The sequence below is a fragment of the Caballeronia sp. NCF2 genome (assembly GCF_023631205.1).
In the GTDB taxonomy this organism is placed as follows: domain Bacteria; phylum Pseudomonadota; class Gammaproteobacteria; order Burkholderiales; family Burkholderiaceae; genus Caballeronia; species Caballeronia zhejiangensis.
The window spans coordinates 188,352-205,525 of the sequence record NZ_JALQDN010000063.1; the positions used below are offsets into that span (position 1 = coordinate 188,352).

General features: G+C 63.9%; 11 protein-coding genes and 1 pseudogene. 7 read left to right on the plus strand and 5 right to left on the minus strand.

What is annotated here, in order from left to right; all coding sequences use genetic code 11:
- Nucleotides 1-49 precede the first annotated feature (49 nt).
- A pseudogene (locus NCS02_RS22945) lies at nt 50-1,000 on the plus strand (ABC transporter permease subunit); the annotation flags it as partial.
- A gap of 128 nt (nt 1,001-1,128) precedes the next feature.
- On the plus strand, nt 1,129-2,022 hold the full coding sequence (locus NCS02_RS22950) for an ABC transporter substrate-binding protein (RefSeq protein ID WP_404989962.1): 894 nt from the start codon (nt 1,129-1,131) through the stop codon (nt 2,020-2,022).
- A 12-nt stretch (nt 2,023-2,034) separates the two neighbouring features.
- Here NCS02_RS22950 and NCS02_RS22955 read toward each other — a convergent pair whose 3' ends face one another.
- The 3 genes from NCS02_RS22955 to NCS02_RS22965 all read right to left on the minus strand — a co-directional run bounded on the left by NCS02_RS22955 (nt 2,035) and on the right by NCS02_RS22965 (nt 5,217).
- The gene (locus NCS02_RS22955) at nt 2,035-2,949 is read right to left on the minus strand and encodes an NHL repeat-containing protein (protein ID WP_250503407.1); all 915 of its coding nucleotides are present in this window, start codon (nt 2,947-2,949) and stop codon (nt 2,035-2,037) included.
- 73 nt (nt 2,950-3,022) lie between these two features.
- Complete coding sequence (locus tag NCS02_RS22960) at nt 3,023-4,261, minus strand: MFS transporter (protein WP_033536488.1); 1,239 nt, start codon at nt 4,259-4,261, stop codon at nt 3,023-3,025.
- Between the two features lie 119 nt (nt 4,262-4,380).
- Nucleotides 4,381-5,217: an alpha/beta fold hydrolase gene (locus NCS02_RS22965; protein ID WP_008349142.1), complete on the minus strand. Its 837-nt coding sequence runs from the start codon at nt 5,215-5,217 to the stop codon at nt 4,381-4,383.
- A 223-nt stretch (nt 5,218-5,440) separates the two neighbouring features.
- On the opposite strand from NCS02_RS22965, the gene NCS02_RS22970 reads away from it, so the two are divergent.
- The 3 genes from NCS02_RS22970 to NCS02_RS22980 all read left to right on the plus strand — a co-directional run bounded on the left by NCS02_RS22970 (nt 5,441) and on the right by NCS02_RS22980 (nt 8,584).
- Complete coding sequence (locus NCS02_RS22970; protein ID WP_250503408.1) at nt 5,441-5,926, plus strand: molybdopterin-dependent oxidoreductase; 486 nt, start codon at nt 5,441-5,443, stop codon at nt 5,924-5,926.
- Between the two features lie 364 nt (nt 5,927-6,290).
- A complete protein-coding gene (locus tag NCS02_RS22975) occupies nt 6,291-8,198 on the plus strand; it encodes a two-partner secretion domain-containing protein (RefSeq protein WP_350029897.1) in 1,908 nt (635 codons plus the stop codon).
- Nucleotides 8,183-8,584, plus strand: a complete 402-nt coding sequence (locus NCS02_RS22980; RefSeq protein ID WP_008349149.1) for a winged helix-turn-helix domain-containing protein — start codon at nt 8,183-8,185, stop codon at nt 8,582-8,584. Before NCS02_RS22975 ends, NCS02_RS22980 begins: the two co-directional genes overlap by 16 nt.
- Here NCS02_RS22980 and NCS02_RS22985 read toward each other — a convergent pair.
- Complete coding sequence (locus tag NCS02_RS22985; protein ID WP_250441217.1) at nt 8,581-9,891, minus strand: DUF2325 domain-containing protein; 1,311 nt, start codon at nt 9,889-9,891, stop codon at nt 8,581-8,583. The two genes, NCS02_RS22980 and NCS02_RS22985, sit on opposite strands and share 4 nt — an antisense overlap.
- Before the next feature lie 221 nt (nt 9,892-10,112).
- On the opposite strand from NCS02_RS22985, the gene lpdA reads away from it, so the two are divergent.
- Entirely contained in the window at nt 10,113-11,867 is a 1,755-nt protein-coding gene (lpdA, locus tag NCS02_RS22990; RefSeq protein ID WP_250460633.1) for a dihydrolipoyl dehydrogenase, read from the plus strand.
- Here the strand turns inward: lpdA and NCS02_RS22995 are convergent.
- Complete coding sequence (locus NCS02_RS22995; protein ID WP_250523302.1) at nt 11,864-15,304, minus strand: response regulator; 3,441 nt, start codon at nt 15,302-15,304, stop codon at nt 11,864-11,866. The genes lpdA and NCS02_RS22995 overlap by 4 nt on opposite strands.
- Before the next feature lie 401 nt (nt 15,305-15,705).
- Between NCS02_RS22995 and NCS02_RS23000 the strand changes: the two genes are divergently transcribed.
- Nucleotides 15,706-17,115 (plus strand): aromatic acid/H+ symport family MFS transporter, encoded by a 1,410-nt coding sequence (locus NCS02_RS23000; RefSeq protein WP_250460637.1) that lies wholly within the window; start codon nt 15,706-15,708, stop codon nt 17,113-17,115.
- The last annotated feature ends 59 nt before the right edge of the window (nt 17,116-17,174 follow it).

The window sequence follows — 17,174 nt, forward strand, 5'->3', positions numbered from 1 at the left end:
GCCGGTTGCGAAGGCGGAGAGCGTATCGCAGCGGCAGAACCGCATCGAGCATCGCGAACGCATGCAGGTGCTGATGCGAACCGCGGGCATGCTGCCCGTGCTGATCCTGCTGTGCATCGGCTTCGGCATCGTCACCGACGGCTTCTTCAGCTTCCAGAATCTGTCGATCGTCACGCAGCAGGCATCGATCAACATCGTGCTCGCGGCGGGCATGACCTTCGTGATTCTGACGGGCGGCATCGACTTGTCGGTCGGCTCGATTCTCTCGGCGGGCGCGGTCGCCGCACTGCTCGCATCGAACATTCCGGGATGGGGATGGCTCGGCATTCCCGCCGCGCTCGCCGTCGGTCTCGGCTTCGGCGTCATCAACGGATTGCTGATCGCGCTGCTCAAGCTGCCGCCGTTCATCGTGACGCTCGGTTCGCTGACCGCCGTGCGCGGTATCGCGCGGCTCATCGGTCACGATACGACGATCTTCAATCCGCAATTGCCGTTCGCGTTCATCGGCAACGACACGCTCTTCGGCGTGCCCTGGCTCGTCATCATCGCGCTGCTCGTCGTGCTGGTGTCGTGGTTCATCCTGCGACGCACGGTGCTCGGACTGCGCATCTATTCGGTCGGCGGCAATCCGGAAGCGGCGCGTCTTTCCGGCATCAAGGTGTGGGGCATCCAGCTTTTCGTCTACGCGATCTCGGGCCTGCTCGCCGGTCTCGGCGCCGTGATGTCGGCCGCGCGTCTCTACGCCGCGAACGGTTTGCAACTCGGCCAGTCGTATGAACTCGACGCCATCGCCGCGGTCATTCTCGGCGGCACGAGCTTCGTCGGCGGCGTGGGTTCGATCGTCGGCACGCTGGTCGGCGCACTCATCATCGCGGTGCTCTCCAACGGCCTCGTGCTGCTCGGCGTGTCGGATATCTGGCAGTACATCATCAAGGGCCTCGTGATCATCGGCGCGGTGGCGCTCGATCGTTACCGTCAGCGCGGCTCGGCTCGCACCTGATCTGGCTAAACCGGGCGCATTCGGGTCCGCTTGCGCCCGCCCTCAAAAATATGGACCACCCCGGAGACAACAACATGCGCAAACACAACAAGCTTTTCGCCAGCGTCGCACTCGCTCTCGGTTTCACGATGTCGCTATCCGCGCACGCCGCCGACAAGCAGTTGAAGTCCATCGGCATCACGGTCGGCTCCCTCGGCAATCCGTACTTCGTGACGATCTCGAAGGGCGCGGAAGCGAAGGCCAAGACGCTCAATCCGAACGTGAAGGTGACGGCTGTTTCGTCGGATTACGACATGAACAAGCAGTTCACGCAGATCGACAATTTCATTTCGGCGAAGGTCGACATGATCCTGCTGAACGCCGTCGATCCGAAGGCGATCGAGCCGGCGGTGAAGAAGGCGCAGAAGGCGGGCATCGTCGTGGTCGCGGTGGACGTCGCGGCGGCCGGCGCGGACGCGACCGTGCAGACCAACAATGTGCAGGCCGGCGAGATTGCCTGCGATTATCTGGCGAAGAAGCTCAACGGCAAGGGCAACGTGGTGATCGAGAACGGGCCGCAAGTGTCGGCGGTGATCGATCGCGTGAACGGTTGCAAGAGCGTGCTCGCGAAGAACCCGGGCATCAAGGTACTTTCCGACGATCAGGACGCGAAAGGCTCGCGCGAAGGCGGCATGAACGCGATGCAGGGTTATCTGACGCGTTTCCCGAAGCTCGACGGCGTGTTCGCGATCAACGATCCGCAAGCGATCGGCACGGACCTCGCGGCGAAGCAACTGCATCGGAACAACATCGTGATTACGTCGGTGGATGGCGCGCCCGATATCGAAACCGCGCTCAAGACCGACACGATGGTTCAGGCGTCGGCGAGCCAGGATCCGTGGGCGATGGCGCAGCAGGCGGTGAGCGTCGGCTACGATCTGATGAACGGCAAGAAGCCCGCCAACTCGACGATCCTGCTGCCGTCGACGCTCGTCACGCGCGACAACGTCGGCAGCTATAAGGGATGGTCGTCGCCGCGATGAGCGACACCGTCGCTATTTGATCGGCACCACGCGCAGCGCGCTCGGCTTGTCCGGCGCGCTCGACCGATCCACGACGACGAGCCGTTTGCGCGCGACGTCCACCGCCACGCCGCGCGGCGATTGCAGATCGTCGGCGATGACCGTCGCGCGGCCGCGCTTCGAGATGCTGCATACGGCGTGCGCGCCGCATTTCGTGAAGAGCCGGCCGTCGGGCGTCGCGGCCATCAGGTCGGGCGCATCGACCGTCGCGAAGACATCGCTCGCCGGCACGGGCGCGCTCGCCGCCCGCGCCGACTGCAAGTCCACCTGATAGATGCGGTTCGCGGCCTGATCGCTGATGTAGAGCGTGTCGCCGACCGTAGCCAAGCCGACCGGCTTGCCCAATCCGGTGACGATGTCGCGCTCGATCACCTGCCGCGGCGCCGTGCCACGCGTAATCACGCTGACGCCGCCTTCTGCCGGCGCGCCACCCTCCTCCATGAACCAGCTCGACAGAAACGTGCCGCCATCGAGCACGAGCAGGCCGACACGCCGCCGCGCGGAATTCGTGTCCGATGCGAGCGCGACCTGACCGCTCGGCGCGACATCGTAGATCGCGGCCGACGTGCCGAAGCCGAATTGCTCGACGAGCAGATGACCGTTCGGCGCGAACGCGATCTGGCTCAGGCTCGTGCGTTCGCCCTCGGCTGCCGGAATGCGCGCGTAGAGCGAAAACGCGGGCGCGTCCTCTTCGCCGATATGCGACGTCATCACGACGCCGTTGGTCCGGTCGTCGGTGACGAACACGGCGCCGTCCGAATCGCGCACTGCGACGCCGTTTGGCGTGCCCGCGAGCGGGACGGTTTGCACGGCCGCGTCCGGCGGGACGGAGCCGCACGCCGCGAGGAACATCGTCATTGCGATTGCCGCCATCAGCCGACGCTTCATGCACTTCTCCCGTCGATGAGCCCGGCGCAAGGGCGTCGGACCGAACGACCAATATAGCGCGGCTTGCGACAGGTCAATCCGGCGAAGCGTCGTATCCGCGCTTGAATGCGGACGCCCGGGCCGGCCGTTCCCATGCCGCCAGCCGTTGCAGCGCGACGAGTCCGAGCAGCGCGAGCGCGAGTCCCAACGTGAAATCAGCGTGTACGCCCGCACGGTCGACGATCGTGCCGCCGACCGCCGATCCCACCGCAATCGCCACCTGGATGATGCTCACGAACATCGCGGAACCCGCTTCGGGCAAGTCCGCCGTGCCGCGCTGAATCCACACGCTGAAGCACAGCGGCAAGGCGCCGAACGCAATGCCCCACAGCAGCATCCCCGCCGTTTCGCCGATGATCGAGTGCTCCAGCAGCAGCATCGACGAAATCGCGCCGAGCAGCAGCAACACCATCGCGGCGACCGACTTCTTGAGATGACCGGAGACGACCATCGACATCAGCGCATTCGAGAAGAAGCCGACGAGGCCGAAGCCGAAGAGCAGCAGCGTGATCGTGCTCAACGAGAAGTCCTGTTCGAGCAGCGGCGCAATGTACGTGTAGGTCGAGAAATGCGCGCCGAAAACGAGCGCGACCATCAGCATGCTCAATCGCGTGTGAGGACGCGCGAGCAGCTTTCTGAAATCGGCGATGCGCAACGCCGATGCCGACGGCAACGAAGGCACGAGCAGCGCCTGTGCAATCAGCGCCACGGCGACGAGTCCCGCCGTCGCCGCGAACGAGAAACGCCACGACGCGAACGACGCGATGAACGTGCCGAGCGGCACGCCGACGACCGTCGCGAGCGTCACGCCGGTCAGAATGGTCGCGGTGGCCTTCGCTGCATCTTTCGGCTGCACGAGTCGCGGCGCGGCGGCGGTCGCCAAAGTCCAGAAGCCGCCCAACGCGGCGCCGAGCATGGCGCGGCCCGCGAGCATGACCGGCAGATTGTTCGCGACGGCGCTGACGAGGTTCGCGATCAGAAGGACGGCGGTGAGGAGCAGGAAGACATATCGCCGATCCATTCGGCCCGCGCTGACGATGAGCGTCGGGGCGAATATCGCGGCCATGACGCCGGGCGTCGTCACCATGAGACCCGCGACGCCGGGCGACACGCCGAGATCGTGCGCGATCTGCGGCAGCAAGCCGACGGGCAGGAATTCGGCCGTCACGAACGCGAACGCGCTCACGGCCACGGCGATGACGGCGAGCCATTGGCGCATCGACGTCGAACGTCCTTCCGGCGATGCTGCAATTGCTGGTGTATCGATTTGCATGATGGCACTGAGGCTAGATTGGAGTTGGCCACTTTAAGCGCGCTTCCAATCGGGAAAAAGCCGTGTGCCTTGAACAGAGATGCCGGCGCGGACGAACAATGTCCGCGCCGGCTGGTGAATCAGCCCTGCACGAATGCGAGCAGGTCTGCGTTGAGGACGTCCGCGTTGACGGTCAGCATGCCGTGCGAGAAGCCCGGATACGTCTTCAGCGTGCCGTTCTTCAGCAGCTTGATGGACTTCAGCGCGGCATCGGCGATCGGCACGATCTGGTCATCCTCGCCATGCAGAACGAGCGTGGGGACGGAGATCGACTTGAGATCTTCGGTCTGATCCGTTTCCGAGAACGCCTTGATGCCCTCGTAGTGCGCCTTGGCGCTGCCCATCATGCCCTGACGCCACCAGTTCTGGATGACGCCCTGATGCACCGTCGCGCCCGGGCGGTTGAAGCCGTAGAACGGACCTGCGGGCACATCGACGAAGAACTGCGCGCGGTTGTCCGCGAGCCCTTTGCGCAAACCGTCGAAGACGTCGATAGGCAGGCCTTCCGGGTTGGCTTCCGTCTTCAGCATGAGCGGCGGCACAGCGCTCACGAGGACCGCCTTCGCGACGCGTCCCGCCGGTTCGCCGTGCTTCGCGACATAGCGGGCGACTTCACCGCCGCCCGTCGAATGTCCGATATGGATTGCGTTGCGCAGATCGAGCGCCTCGACGACCGCGAAGGCGTCGGCGGCGTAGTGATCCATGTCGTGACCGTCCGAGACTTGCGACGAGCGGCCGTGTCCGCGCCGGTCGTGCGCGATCACGCGATATCCCTTCTGGACGAAAAACAGCAATTGCGCGTCCCAATCGTCGGAAGAAAGCGGCCAGCCGTGATGGAAAACGATGGGCTGCGCGTCCTTCGGGCCCCAATCCTTGTAGAAAATTTCGACGTTATCTTTGGTCGTGACGAACGGCATGACAATCCTCTCTCGTTGATGGGATGGAGCGGGATGCCGGCTGGGCGGATCGCTCAGCCGGCTGCGACGTTCTCGCGGGTAGAACAGTACACGTTTGCCCATTTTGTTGCCCAATCGTGCGCCGGGCATGCCGATTATGTGCGGACAGAAATGTCATCGGTGCGACATCGTAATATATTCCCGGATATAGCCCATTTCGCGCGACCCCATGTTTCGAGGAATCATGTCGTCATGGAGCGAGAGCAATTCGAGTAGCCCATATATCGAGATCGGCGGCGCGGTGCAAAGGCCGCTGACGCTCGATGTCGCCGCAATGCGCGAATTCGGGCGCGTGAGCATCGAACCGTTCGATCTCGTGTGCTTTTCGACGGGCCGCTACATTCGACCGATGGGAAGCTATCGCGGCGTGCCATTGCGCGTGCTGCTCGACGCCGCGGGCGTGCGCCGGCCGGACAACACCGATTTCAAGCGCACCGTGTTCCTCGCGCACGCGCACGATGGCTATGCGGTGACGTTCTCCTGGCACGAGCTTTTCAATACGCCGATCGGCGCGCAGGTGATTGTCGCGTATGAGTGCGAGGATCGGGAACTTGGCATCGAGGACGGATTGCCGGTGCTCGTTTCCGGCGCGGACACGGTGCGCGCGCCGCGCCATCTGAAGCGCCTCGTGCGCGTCGATGCCCACGTTCTGGGTGCGTCGCATCGATGAACGGATCGGCCGATCGCATGCTGTTCGCGCGGGAAATCGGCGCGACGATCACTTCGGCGAAGGAAGTCGCGCTTGCGCGAGGCGTTGAGACGACGTGTGCGCCGGGTTGTCCGCGATGTGAGGTTTTGTGATCCGGTATCCGGACACGCCCTAGATCGCCGCGCACAGACCGGGACTCGCGCTCGTTCGTTCCAAACTCAGAATTTCCCCACTCGAATAAACGCCTCGCATCTCGCGAGGCGTTTCTTCTTTCAGAGTTATCCGTATGAATTTTCAGTTAAGGATGGCTGAAAATTCGGAGTTCTCTGCCGCTAAGCAGTGGCGCGCAGACGCTGACCCCGCCGACTCAATCCCGAAAAGAATCATGAATAAGGGTTTTTACAAACTCGTCTATAGCCGCGTGCGGCATATGCTCGTCGCCGTCGCGGACTTCGCCAGCGCTCATCGCACCGCGCCCGGCGCGCGTCGTCCCGCGACGCGCTCTCATCACGCCGGGCCCGTGCCCGCATTGCGCGCGCTCGTTCTCGCCGCGATGGTCCTTATCGGCAATGTCATCCTAAGCGCGCCGTCAATTGCGCAGATAGTCGCGGTGCCCGGCTCGGGCGCTCAAGTCATACAGACGCAAAACGGGTTGCCGCAAGTCAATATCTCGCGACCCAGTTCGGCGGGCGTGTCGGTCAACAATTATTCACAATTCGACGTCCAGCGCCAGGGCGCGATTTTGAATAACGCTGCAACCATCACGCAGACGCAACAGGCCGGATACGTGAATGGCAATCCGAATCTGACGCCCGGTCGTGAGGCGCGGATCATCGTCAATCAGGTGCAGAGTAATTCGCCGTCGCAATTGCGCGGGTATCTCGAAGTGGCGGGATCGCGCGCAGAGGTGGTCGTCGCGAATCCGCAAGGGATTCGGGTCGACGGCGCGGGTTTCATTAATACGTCCCGAGCCGTGTTGACGACCGGAACGCCGAATTTCGGGCCATCGGGGAATCTGACGGGCTTCAACGTCACAGGCGGGACGATCACGGTACAAGGCGCCGGTCTCAATGTGACGAACGTCGATCAGGTCGATCTGTTGAGTCGCGCTATTCAAGCCAACGCGGCGATTTATGCGAACAACCTTAACGTGGTCGCGGGCGCGAATCAGATCGATCACGACACGCTCAACGCTACGCCGATCGCGGGCACCGGTCCGGCGCCGTCGGTGGCGATCGACGTCGGCGCGCTCGGTGGCATGTATTCGAATCGCATCTATCTGACATCCAACGAATACGGTGTGGGCGTCAGCAATCGCGGGATTCTGGCGGCGCAGGCCGGCGATCTGACGCTCAAGTCCAATGGCCAGCTCGTGCTCGCCGGAACGACGAACGCAAGCGGGAGCATGAGCGTATCGGCGCGCGATGGCATCGATAACAGCGGCGTGACGTATGCTCAGCGCGACGTGATCGTCGCGACATCGGGCGCGCTGACGAACAGTGGCACGCTCGCGGCGCAGCGGAATACGAGCGTCAATGCGGGCAGCGTCGCATCGACTGGAACGCTCGGCGCGGGCGTCAATCAGGATGGCACGGTCGCGCAAGGCGGCGATTTGACCGTTCTGGCTTCGGGCGCACTGAATGCGACTGGCCGGAACGTCGCGGGCGGCAACGCGACGCTTGCGGCCAGCAGCCTCAATCTCGCAAGCAGCCAGACGGCGGCAAACGGGAACGTGTCGCTCGCAGCGAACGGGGGCGACCTGAATCTATCCGGCGCGACGACGAGCGCCGGCGGGTCGATCAACGCCGACGCGACGGACGCGCTCATCAACGACCACGGCACGATGACCGCCGGCAACGGCCTGACGCTCAACGTGGGCCGTGTGTCGAATCAAAGCGGTCAGGTTTCGGCGCATGGGCCGCTCGTCATCCAGTCGGCTGGGCAGATTGCCAATCAGCGCGGCTCGTTCGTATCTGACGGCACAATGCAGGTGCGCGGCGGCGTCATCGCGAACAGCCAGGGGACGATGCAAAGCGCTGCGGCCCTGTCGGTATCGGGTACATCGCTCGACAACACCGCGGGGCGCATCGTCAATCTCTCTACCCGATCATCGACCGTCCGCGATGACCACCTCGCGCCTCCCGTCAGCCCGAGCCACATGCATGTCGCAAACACGGCCTTGCATATTCCCCGCTGCCGTCCTATCCGGACAACCGATAACGCCCGCAAGCCCCTCGTCAAACGCCCCTCCGATTTCCTTCGTGTATCCTCTCGGGCATGGCGACGACCCTGAAAACACCGGAAAACGCATCAGACACCGACGCGGCGAACCAGCCGATCGAAGTGCGCTTTCGCATGCGCATCACGAAAGGCGAGACCATCGCCATCGGTCCGGGCAAGGTGTCGCTGCTCGAAGCGGTGCGCAAGCACGGCTCGATATCGGCGGCGGCGCGCAGCCTCGACATGTCGTACCGGCGCGCGTGGCTGCTCATCGACGAGCTCAATCGCTCGCTCAAATCGCCCGCGACCATCTCCGAACAAGGCGGGCAAAGCGGCGGCGGCTGCGTGCTGACGCCCGTCGGCGAAAGCATCGTGCGGCTTTATCGCGATGTCGAAACACAGGCGCAAGCCGCGTGCGCCGAGCAGATCGAATCGCTCACGCAGTTGCTCAAGCCCTAACCGTGTCGTAAGCAGAACGCCGACGGCGGCGGCGCGCTCGCCTGACCGCCACGCGCGCCAATCGTGAGCCGTCCGACGAACTCCACGAAACTCGCGACGCTCGCGGTGCGCAACGGCGAATACTCGACGCCATGCCGGTCGCAGACGCGCTTGAGCATGCTCATCGAATCGTGATCGATGCAATCGACGGGAAACAGCACGACATCCGCGTTCGGCAGCGCGGCCGCGAGCAAGCCCTTGCGATCTTCGATGCCGCCGTCATGGACGATCAGCTCGCCGCCCGCGGCCTCCACCAGCGCCTTCAGCACCGCATTCGAATTCGGCCTTCCGCCGACATAGACGATGCGCCTGCCGCTCACCCATTCCATCGCGCGTCGGCGCACGTCGGGGCGATCGCAGGCACCGAGCGTCGCGCGTTCCAGCGCCGCGCACTCGGCCTGTACGACCTTCAGCAGCGCCTGAACTTCGCCCAGCTTGTTGCGCAATGCGCGTGTCTCGTCCTCGTCCCGGAGCGCGCGCTGCTCGGCGGCTTCGCGGCGGCTCGTGTGCAGCGCGAGCCTGCGTTCACCGTCCTCGATTTTTTCGCGCAGGCGCTCGACTTCGGCTTCGAGCTGCGCCGTCGGCATATCCGCCTTGCGTTGCCCGAACGCTGCGAGTTGCAGCGCGTGCTCGCTCGCCTGTCTGACGGACGCATCGCGTTCCGCGCTCAGTTCGAAAAGACGCGCCTGCTGCCGATCGATCTTTTCCCTAAGCTCCTGATTCTCCGCTTCGAGCGCGACGAGCCGCCGGATATCCGCGCGATTCGCCGCGCCGACGAGATGCGACAGCATATGAAGTTCGCCGAACGCGGACTGGCGCACTGCAATCGTCGCGTGCGGATGCGACATCACCGCCCAGTACGCGGGCGGAATATCGCCGGACTTCAGCGCCTCGTTCCACAGATCGAGCAGCGCCTGCGTATCGCGCGCGGCGTCAAAACGGCGGATCGCGCCTGAATAGCGTTCGTCGAGCGCCTTGTTCAGCGCCTTCGCGCCCGCGCCGCCCGCAATCGCGAGTTCGACAGCGGCGTGATGAATCTCCAGATCGCTCGCGTGATGGCGGTCGAGATCGGTGAATTTGGGCACGAGCTTGCGTAGCTCGCCCGTCGAAAGACAAGTGCCGATCACCGAGCAATGCAGATGCGAATCCAGTTCGGCAAGACGCGCGCGACGACGCGAGGCGCGAAGATCGGATTCGGTCGGCTGACAGCACGCATCGCGTAGGCCGGGCGCGCTCGAGCGTGCAAGTTGAAACGGAGGGGTCCGCATGATCACCTCGTGCTTTCGTGTTCCGCAATATACCATCGAATATAACGATGACTCAAAGCCGAGGCGATGCGCGAGTCGAGGGCCGTATCCCGCGCGCGCGGTCCGGACACGGCGTATCCTTGTGTCCTTCGGCGCGTCAGGCCGGCCGGACAAGGCCGCGTCCGCAAGGCACGCAGCCGGACATTTCCCATCGCGACGAATTGCTCAACAGGAGAATCTGAATGGCCAGGGTTGAAGTCAAGGTTCCGCAGCTTTCCGAATCCGTCACCGAAGCGACGATGTTGCCGTGGAAGAAAAATGCGGGCGACGCCGTGGCGCAGGACGAAATCCTCATCGAGCTGGAAACGGACAAGGTCGTGCTCGAAGTGCCCGCGCCATCGGCCGGCGCGATCGTGGAAGTGCTGAAGAAGGCAGGCGACATCGTTCACGCGGACGAAGTCATCGCGGTCATCGATACGGACGCGAAGGCATCGGCATCGGCGCCCGCGTCTGCACCCGCTCCCGCTCCCGCGTCTGCCCCGGCGCCTGCGCCTGAAAAGCCCGCCGCCGCGTCAGGTCAGAAGGCCGATTTCGACGTGATCGTCATCGGCTCCGGGCCCGGCGGCTATATCGCCGCGATCCGCGCCGCGCAGCTCGGCCGCAAGGTGGCGTGCGTCGAGGAATGGATCAACCACGCCGGCAAGCCGAAACTCGGCGGCACCTGTCTGAACGTCGGCTGCATTCCGTCGAAGGCGCTGCTCGCGTCATCGGAGCAATTCGAGAAGGCGCAACTCCACTTCGACGAGCTCGGCATCAACCTGGACAACCTTTCCGTCGATGTCGGCAAGATGGTCGGCCGCAAGGAAGCGATCGTCGAGAAGATCACGGGCGGCGTCGAGTTCCTCTTCCGCAAAAACAAGATCACTTGGATCAAAGGTCACGGCAAGCTCGCGGGCAAGGACGGCGCGAACTTCAGGATCGACGTCGGCGGTGAAACGCATACCGCGCAGCATGTGATCATCGCGACGGGCTCGAAGGCGCGGCATCTGCCGAACGTGCCGGTCGACAACAAGATCGTCTCCGACAACGAAGGCGCGCTCGCCTTCACGTCCGTGCCGAAGAAGCTCGCCGTGGTCGGCGCGGGCGTGATCGGGCTGGAGCTCGGCTCCGTGTGGCGCAGGCTGGGCGCGGAAGTGACGATTCTCGAAGCGCTGCCCGAATTCCTCGGCACGACCGACTCCGCGCTGCAAAAGGAGGCCGCGAAGCTCTTCAAGAAGCAAGGTCTCACGATTCATCTCGGCGTGAAAATCGACGGCGTGAAGACGACGGATTCGAGCGTCTCGATCTCCTACAAGGACAAGGACGGCAACGCGCAGACGCTCGACGCGGATCGTCTGATCGTGTCGATCGGCCGCGTGCCGAACACGGACGATCTCGGTCTCGATTCCATCGGCTTGTCGGTCGATGAACGCGGCTTCATTCCGGTCGACGGCCATTGCGCGACGAAAGTCCCGAACGTCTACGCGATCGGCGATGTCGTGCGTGGCCCGATGCTCGCGCACAAGGCGGAGGACGAAGGCGTGCTGGTCGCGGAGATCATCGACGGGCAGAAGCCGCACATCGACTACAACTGCATTCCGTGGGTGATCTACACGCATCCGGAAATCGCGTGGGTCGGGCAGACGGAGCAGGCGCTGAAGGCGGAAGGCCGCGCATTCAAGGCCGGCCAGTTTCCGATGCTCGCCAACGGCCGCGCGATGGGCATCGGCGAAACGGACGGCTTTATCAAGATCCTCGCCGATGCGAAAACCGACGAGATTCTCGGCGTGCACATCATCTCGGCGAACGCGTCGGATCTGATCGCGGAAGCCGTCGTCGCGATGGAGTTCAAGGCGGCGAGCGAGGATATCGGGCGCATTTGCCACCCGCATCCGTCGCTGTCGGAAGTGATGCGCGAAGCGGCGCTCGCCGTCGACAAGCGCGCGCTGAATATCTAAACGCGCCGCGCCATCCACACGCGCAACAGCGAGTAAAGCCGGTCGATGTCGATCGGCTTCGCCAGATAATCGCTCGCGCCCGCCGCGAGACATTGCTCCTGATCGTCCTTCATCGCCTTCGCGGTGTTCGCGATCACCGGCAGCTTCCGAAAGCGCGCGTCCTCGCGAATACGCCGCGTCGCTTCGAGTCCGTCCATGCCGGGCATCATCACGTCCATCAACACGACGTCGATGTCCGGATTCTTGTCGAGCGCCTCGATTGCCTCGAAACCGTTGCGGCCGATATCCACCTTCAATCCCTGATGCTCCAGCGCGCTCGATAGCGAGAAGATGTTGCGAATGTCGTCGTCGACGAGCAAAACGCGGCGGCCATCCAGCACGCGGTCGCGCGAGCGCGAAACATGCAGCATCGCCTGACGATCCGCGGAAAGATCCGTCTCGACCTTGTGCAGGAACAGCGTGACTTCATCGAGCAGACGCTCGGGCGAACGCGCGCCCTTGATGATGATCGACTGCGAGTAGCGCATCAGTTCCGCTTCCTCGTCGTGCGTCAGATTGCGGCCCGTGTAGACGATCACCGGCGGGAACGAATACGCGTCGATCGCGGCCATCTGGCGCAAGAGGTCGCCGCCCTGCATATCGGGCAGCTTCAGGTCGATGATCATGCAATCGAAGATCGTCGTCTTCAGCAGTTCGAGCGCGTCGCGGCCGAACTCGACCGGCGTGATCTCCACGTCCGTATCGCTGATGAGTTCGACGATGCTCTGACGCTGACGCGCATCGTCCTCGACGAGCAGCACGCGCTTGATCTTCTGGCTGCTCTTCTCTTCGAGGCGCTGGAAAATCGCCGTCAGTTGCTCGCGCGTCGTCGGCTTCACCGCGTAACCGATCGCGCCGAGGTGCAGCGCGGCCTCGCTTCTGTCCGACGCCGACACGACATGCACCGGAACGTGCCGCGTTTTCGGATTCGCCTTCAGTTCCTGCAGCAGCACGAGCCCCGAGCGGTCGGGCAAGGCGATGTCGAGCAGGATCGCGTTGGGCGCGCTGTCCTGCGCGAGCTTGAGCGCCTCGCGCGCCGTGCCGCTCACGATGCATCGATAACCCAGTTCGTGCGCCAGATCGAGCAGCACTTGCGCGAAGCCCGGCTCGTCTTCGACCACGAGCACGAGACGTCGCCCGGGCGTGACATCGAAGCGATCGTCGTCGATGACGTGGAGCGCTTCGATCGGCGCCTCTTCTTCGACGACCACGGGCGCGGGCGCTTCCGCTACGGCGCTCGGCAACGCGTCGGACGCGCCGTAGACGAGCGGCATCGTCAGCGTGAACGTGCTGCCGGCGCCCTGCGCGCTGCGCACCGCGATATCGCCGCCGAGCAGATGCGCGAGACTGCGCGAAATCGACAAGCCGAGACCCGTGCCGCCGTAGTGACGGCTCGTGGTGCCGTCGGCTTGCTGGAACGCTTCGAAGATCGCTTCGAGCTGATCCGGCGCAATGCCGATGCCGGTATCCGTCACGACGAACTGCACCGCGCCCTCGCCTGCGCGCTTGAGCGTGAGCGAGACCGCGCCCGCATCCGTGAACTTGACCGCGTTCGACAGCAGGTTCTTCAGAATCTGTTCGAGACGGCGGAAATCGGTCGTGAGCGTCGGATAGTCGTCGATATCGTTGCGCAGTTCGAGCCGGAGCTTCTTCTGCCGCGCGAGCGGATCGAAGGTGCGCGCAAGCGAATCCATGATGCGCTGCAAGGGCACGTCCTCGATATGCAAATCGAGCTTGCCCGCCTCGACCTTCGAGAGATCGAGAATGTCGTTGATGAGATTGAGCAGATCGTTGCCCGCAGAGTAAATCGTCTGCGCGTACTTGACCTGGTCTTTCGTCAGATTGCCGGGCTTGTTCTCCGACAGTAGCTTCGCGAGAATCAGCGAACTGTTCAGCGGCGTGCGCAGTTCGTGCGACATGTTCGCGAGAAACTCCGACTTGTAGCGGCTCGCGCGCTGCAGCGCTTCGGCGCGCGTTTCGAGTTCGCCCTGCGCGGCATTGAGCGCGACGTTGCGTTCGTCGAGCACGCGCGCCTGTTCCGCGAGCCGATCGTTGGTCTGTTCGAGTTCGGCCTTCTGATTCGCCAGATAAACGTGCGCCTGCGAAAGCGCGGCCGTCTGCTGTTCGAGTTCCTCGTTGGTCGTGCGCAGTTCTTCCTGCTGCATCTGCAGCTCTTCGTTCAACTGCTGCGTTTCTTCGAGCACGCGTTGCAGGCGCTCGCGATACTGCGCCGCCTCGACGAAATCGCCGATATTCCCCGCAATCGACTTCAGGAACTGCTCGTCGCGTTCGGTCAGCTTGTGCATCGCGCCCAGTTCGATGGCGCCGTTCGCCTGGCCTTCGTTCTCTATCGGCACGATCGCGAGACTCGCGGGCGCGCTCGCGCCGAGCGCCGATGTCACCTTCCAGTAACCAGCGGGCACGTCGTTCATGCTCGTCAGCTTGCGCGCGTGCACCGCCTGCCCGACGAGGCTTTTCACGCCCGCGAGCGATTCGGGAACCGGCGCGCTGTCGGGATCGAAGCCGAAGCTCGCGGTGCGCTTCAACGCACCGTCGGCTTCGAGCACATAGAACGCGCCCATCGAAATCTTCAGGTAATCCGCGAGGAAATCGAGGATCGTCTGACAAAGCTGATCGAGCGATTGCCGGCCGATGACTCTCTCTGCAAGCCGCGTCTGCCCTTCGCGCAGCCAGGCCTGTTCCTGAAGCGCGCGCGTCTGCCGTTCCTGCTCGCCGATCGCCGTGCCGAACGCGCTGGAAAGCTGCATCAATTCGCGTCTGCCGAAGATTGCGAGAATCACGGACAGCGCGAGACTCAGGATCAGGAAGACGACGACGGTGATCGTCGTGAGCTGTTTCGCCGATTCCACGCGCTGCAGCCGCAAGGCCTGCTCGATGTTGAGAAACGCGAAAAGCTCGCGCTCGGTCTCCGCGCGTTCGGCCGATCCGCGCCCCGCGCGCACCAGCGGAACGGAATCCTGCGCGCGGCGGCGGGCATCGATGAGCTCGTCGGCGACCTTGTCCCACTGCGTCTGCAAGGCGCGAATGCGAATCAGGCGATCGACTTGCGGCGCGTTGTCGGAGACGAGATCGGCGAGCGTGTCGATATCGGCGCTGAGCTTCGGCTTCGCGGTGTCATACGGCGCGAGAAAGCTCTCGTCGCCGGTAATCAGATAGCCGCGAATCGCGCTTTCTTTCTCGCTGACGAGCCGGCCGATTTCCTGCGCATTGCCGATCACGCGTTCCGAATGCTCGACCCAGTTGATGCCCGACAGCAGATACAGCACGAGCGCGACGAACGCGACGGCCGTCACGACGCCCGTTCCGAGCGGCAGCGCGATGTTGCGAAAGAGGATGCGACGAAAGCTGGCCTCGTCGACGCCGGACCGCAATGGCATAAACAGCTCCGATGTGGCGTGAAGGTCGCGTGCCGGGCAGATGTCTGGAAGCGGCCCGCACGACGGCGACGATCGCGAAAGTTGTAGTTCTTGTTTCAGCCGCTGCGCATGATACCCGGTTCGCCCGCGCCGCGTAGCGGGCCTCCGGCACGCTCGCGAAGCGTCGCATCGCTTCCTTTCAGCACATTCGTTCGAATGCTTTCATCGCGCTGAACGCCTGTGCGGAGCGCCCGCTCAGCGCGCGTCGAGAACTATTTTTTTCCGCATTGCGTTTATTAATTATAGGTACATATAATAAACCAGCGTCGAAACCGGTGGGCCCCCGCTTCGCGTGAACACCGGCATGTCGCCGGCCTGGTGACAATGGACGGCGAAGCGCCGTCGACAACGAGGAGTTGGTCATGTCGCAAGCAGAGCTTCACACCGGCCCGGCATTCCCGCCGCGCGCCGGGCATTCGACGGCGTCCGATCGGGGCGATGCGTGGAGCGGGAGCGTGCCTGTCGAGGAGTTCATCGACGCGCACCGCTTCTCGCGCTTTCAATGGACGCTGATGGGCGTGTGCTTTCTGATCGTGCTGATCGACGGCATGGACACGGCAGCCATCGGCTATATCGCGCCGGCGCTCGTCAAGGGCTGGGGCATCACGAAGGGCGCGCTCGCGCCCGTTCTAAGCGCCGCGCTCTTCGGGCTCGCGGCGGGCGCGGTCGTTTCCGGGCCGGCGGCGGATCGCTTCGGACGGCGCGCGGTGCTCATCGCCGCGACCGCCTTCTTCGGCGCGATGAGTCTCGCGACCGCGTTCTGCGGCTCGGTCGAATCGCTCGTCACGCTGCGCTTTCTGACCGGCATCGGTCTGGGCGCGGCGATTCCGAACGCGATCACGCTCGTCTCCGAATACGCGCCGGCAAAGAGCCGCTCGATCATCGTCAATACGACGTATTGCGGCTTCACGGTCGGCGCGGCGCTCGGCGGCTTCATTTCATCGTGGCTGATTCCCGCATTCGGATGGCATAGCCTTTTCGTCGTCGGCGGCGTGGTGCCGCTCGTGCTCGCGCTGTTCGTCGCGATGCTCGTTCCGGAATCGGTGCGCTATCTCGTCAAGCGCGGCGCGTCCAAAGAGAAAATCTGGGCGCCGCTTTCGAGGATCGCGCCGCTCGATCTCGCGCGCATCGATTCGTTTCGTCTGTCCGAGCGCACGCGAACGCACGCGAAATCGTCGGTCGGCGCGATTCTCTCGCGCAATTTCGTCGTCGGCACGCTGATGCTGTGGCTCGTGTACTTCATGGGCCTCGTCATCTTCTATCTGCTGATGAGCTGGATGCCGCTGCTCATGAACGAAGCCGGCTTCACGCCCGAGCGCGCCGCGCTGCTCACCGCGCTCTTTCCGCTCGGCGGCGGCATCGGCACGATCGCATCGGGGTGGCTGATGGATCGCTGGAACGCGAACGTCGTCGTGATGCTCGGTTATCTGCTGACCGCCGTGCTGATCTTCGTGGTCGGGCAGGCGATCGGCAGCATCGGGCTCGTGAGCGCGCTGATCTTTCTCGCCGGCACGACGATGAACGGCGCGCAATCGTCGATGCCCTCGCTCGCCGCGATGTTCTACCCGACGCAAAGCCGCGCAACCGGCGTTTCGTGGATGTATGGCGTCGGGCGCTTCGGCGGCATCGCGGGCGTCGCGCTCGGCGGATTGTTCGCGCAGTGGAAGCTCGGCCTGCCGGCGGTGTTCGCGCTGCTCGCCGTGCCCTCGGTGATCGCGGGCATCGCGCTGTTCGTCAAGCTGAAGGCGCACCCGGAGACGGAACGCGCGTGATTCTCGCGGGCCGCGCACGACGCGCGGTCCGCATCATCTCTTTGAAACGACAGGAAGCA

What these genes read in the sequence shown, in the direction of transcription:
- NCS02_RS22950 (WP_404989962.1), top strand. Translation starts at nt 1,129, where the DNA reads ATGTCGCTATCCGCGCACGCCGCCGACAAGCAGTTGAAGTCCATCGGC.
- NCS02_RS22955 (WP_250503407.1), bottom strand. Translation starts at nt 2,949, where the DNA reads ATGAAGCGTCGGCTGATGGCGGCAATCGCAATGACGATGTTCCTCGCG.
- NCS02_RS22960 (WP_033536488.1), bottom strand. Translation starts at nt 4,261, where the DNA reads ATGCAAATCGATACACCAGCAATTGCAGCATCGCCGGAAGGACGTTCG.
- NCS02_RS22965 (WP_008349142.1), bottom strand. Translation starts at nt 5,217, where the DNA reads ATGCCGTTCGTCACGACCAAAGATAACGTCGAAATTTTCTACAAGGAT.
- NCS02_RS22970 (WP_250503408.1), top strand. Translation starts at nt 5,441, where the DNA reads ATGTCGTCATGGAGCGAGAGCAATTCGAGTAGCCCATATATCGAGATC.
- NCS02_RS22975 (WP_350029897.1), top strand. Translation starts at nt 6,291, where the DNA reads ATGAATAAGGGTTTTTACAAACTCGTCTATAGCCGCGTGCGGCATATG.
- NCS02_RS22980 (WP_008349149.1), top strand. Translation starts at nt 8,183, where the DNA reads ATGGCGACGACCCTGAAAACACCGGAAAACGCATCAGACACCGACGCG.
- NCS02_RS22985 (WP_250441217.1), bottom strand. Translation starts at nt 9,891, where the DNA reads ATGCGGACCCCTCCGTTTCAACTTGCACGCTCGAGCGCGCCCGGCCTA.
- lpdA (WP_250460633.1), top strand. Translation starts at nt 10,113, where the DNA reads ATGGCCAGGGTTGAAGTCAAGGTTCCGCAGCTTTCCGAATCCGTCACC.
- NCS02_RS22995 (WP_250523302.1), bottom strand. Translation starts at nt 15,304, where the DNA reads ATGCCATTGCGGTCCGGCGTCGACGAGGCCAGCTTTCGTCGCATCCTC.
- NCS02_RS23000 (WP_250460637.1), top strand. Translation starts at nt 15,706, where the DNA reads ATGTCGCAAGCAGAGCTTCACACCGGCCCGGCATTCCCGCCGCGCGCC.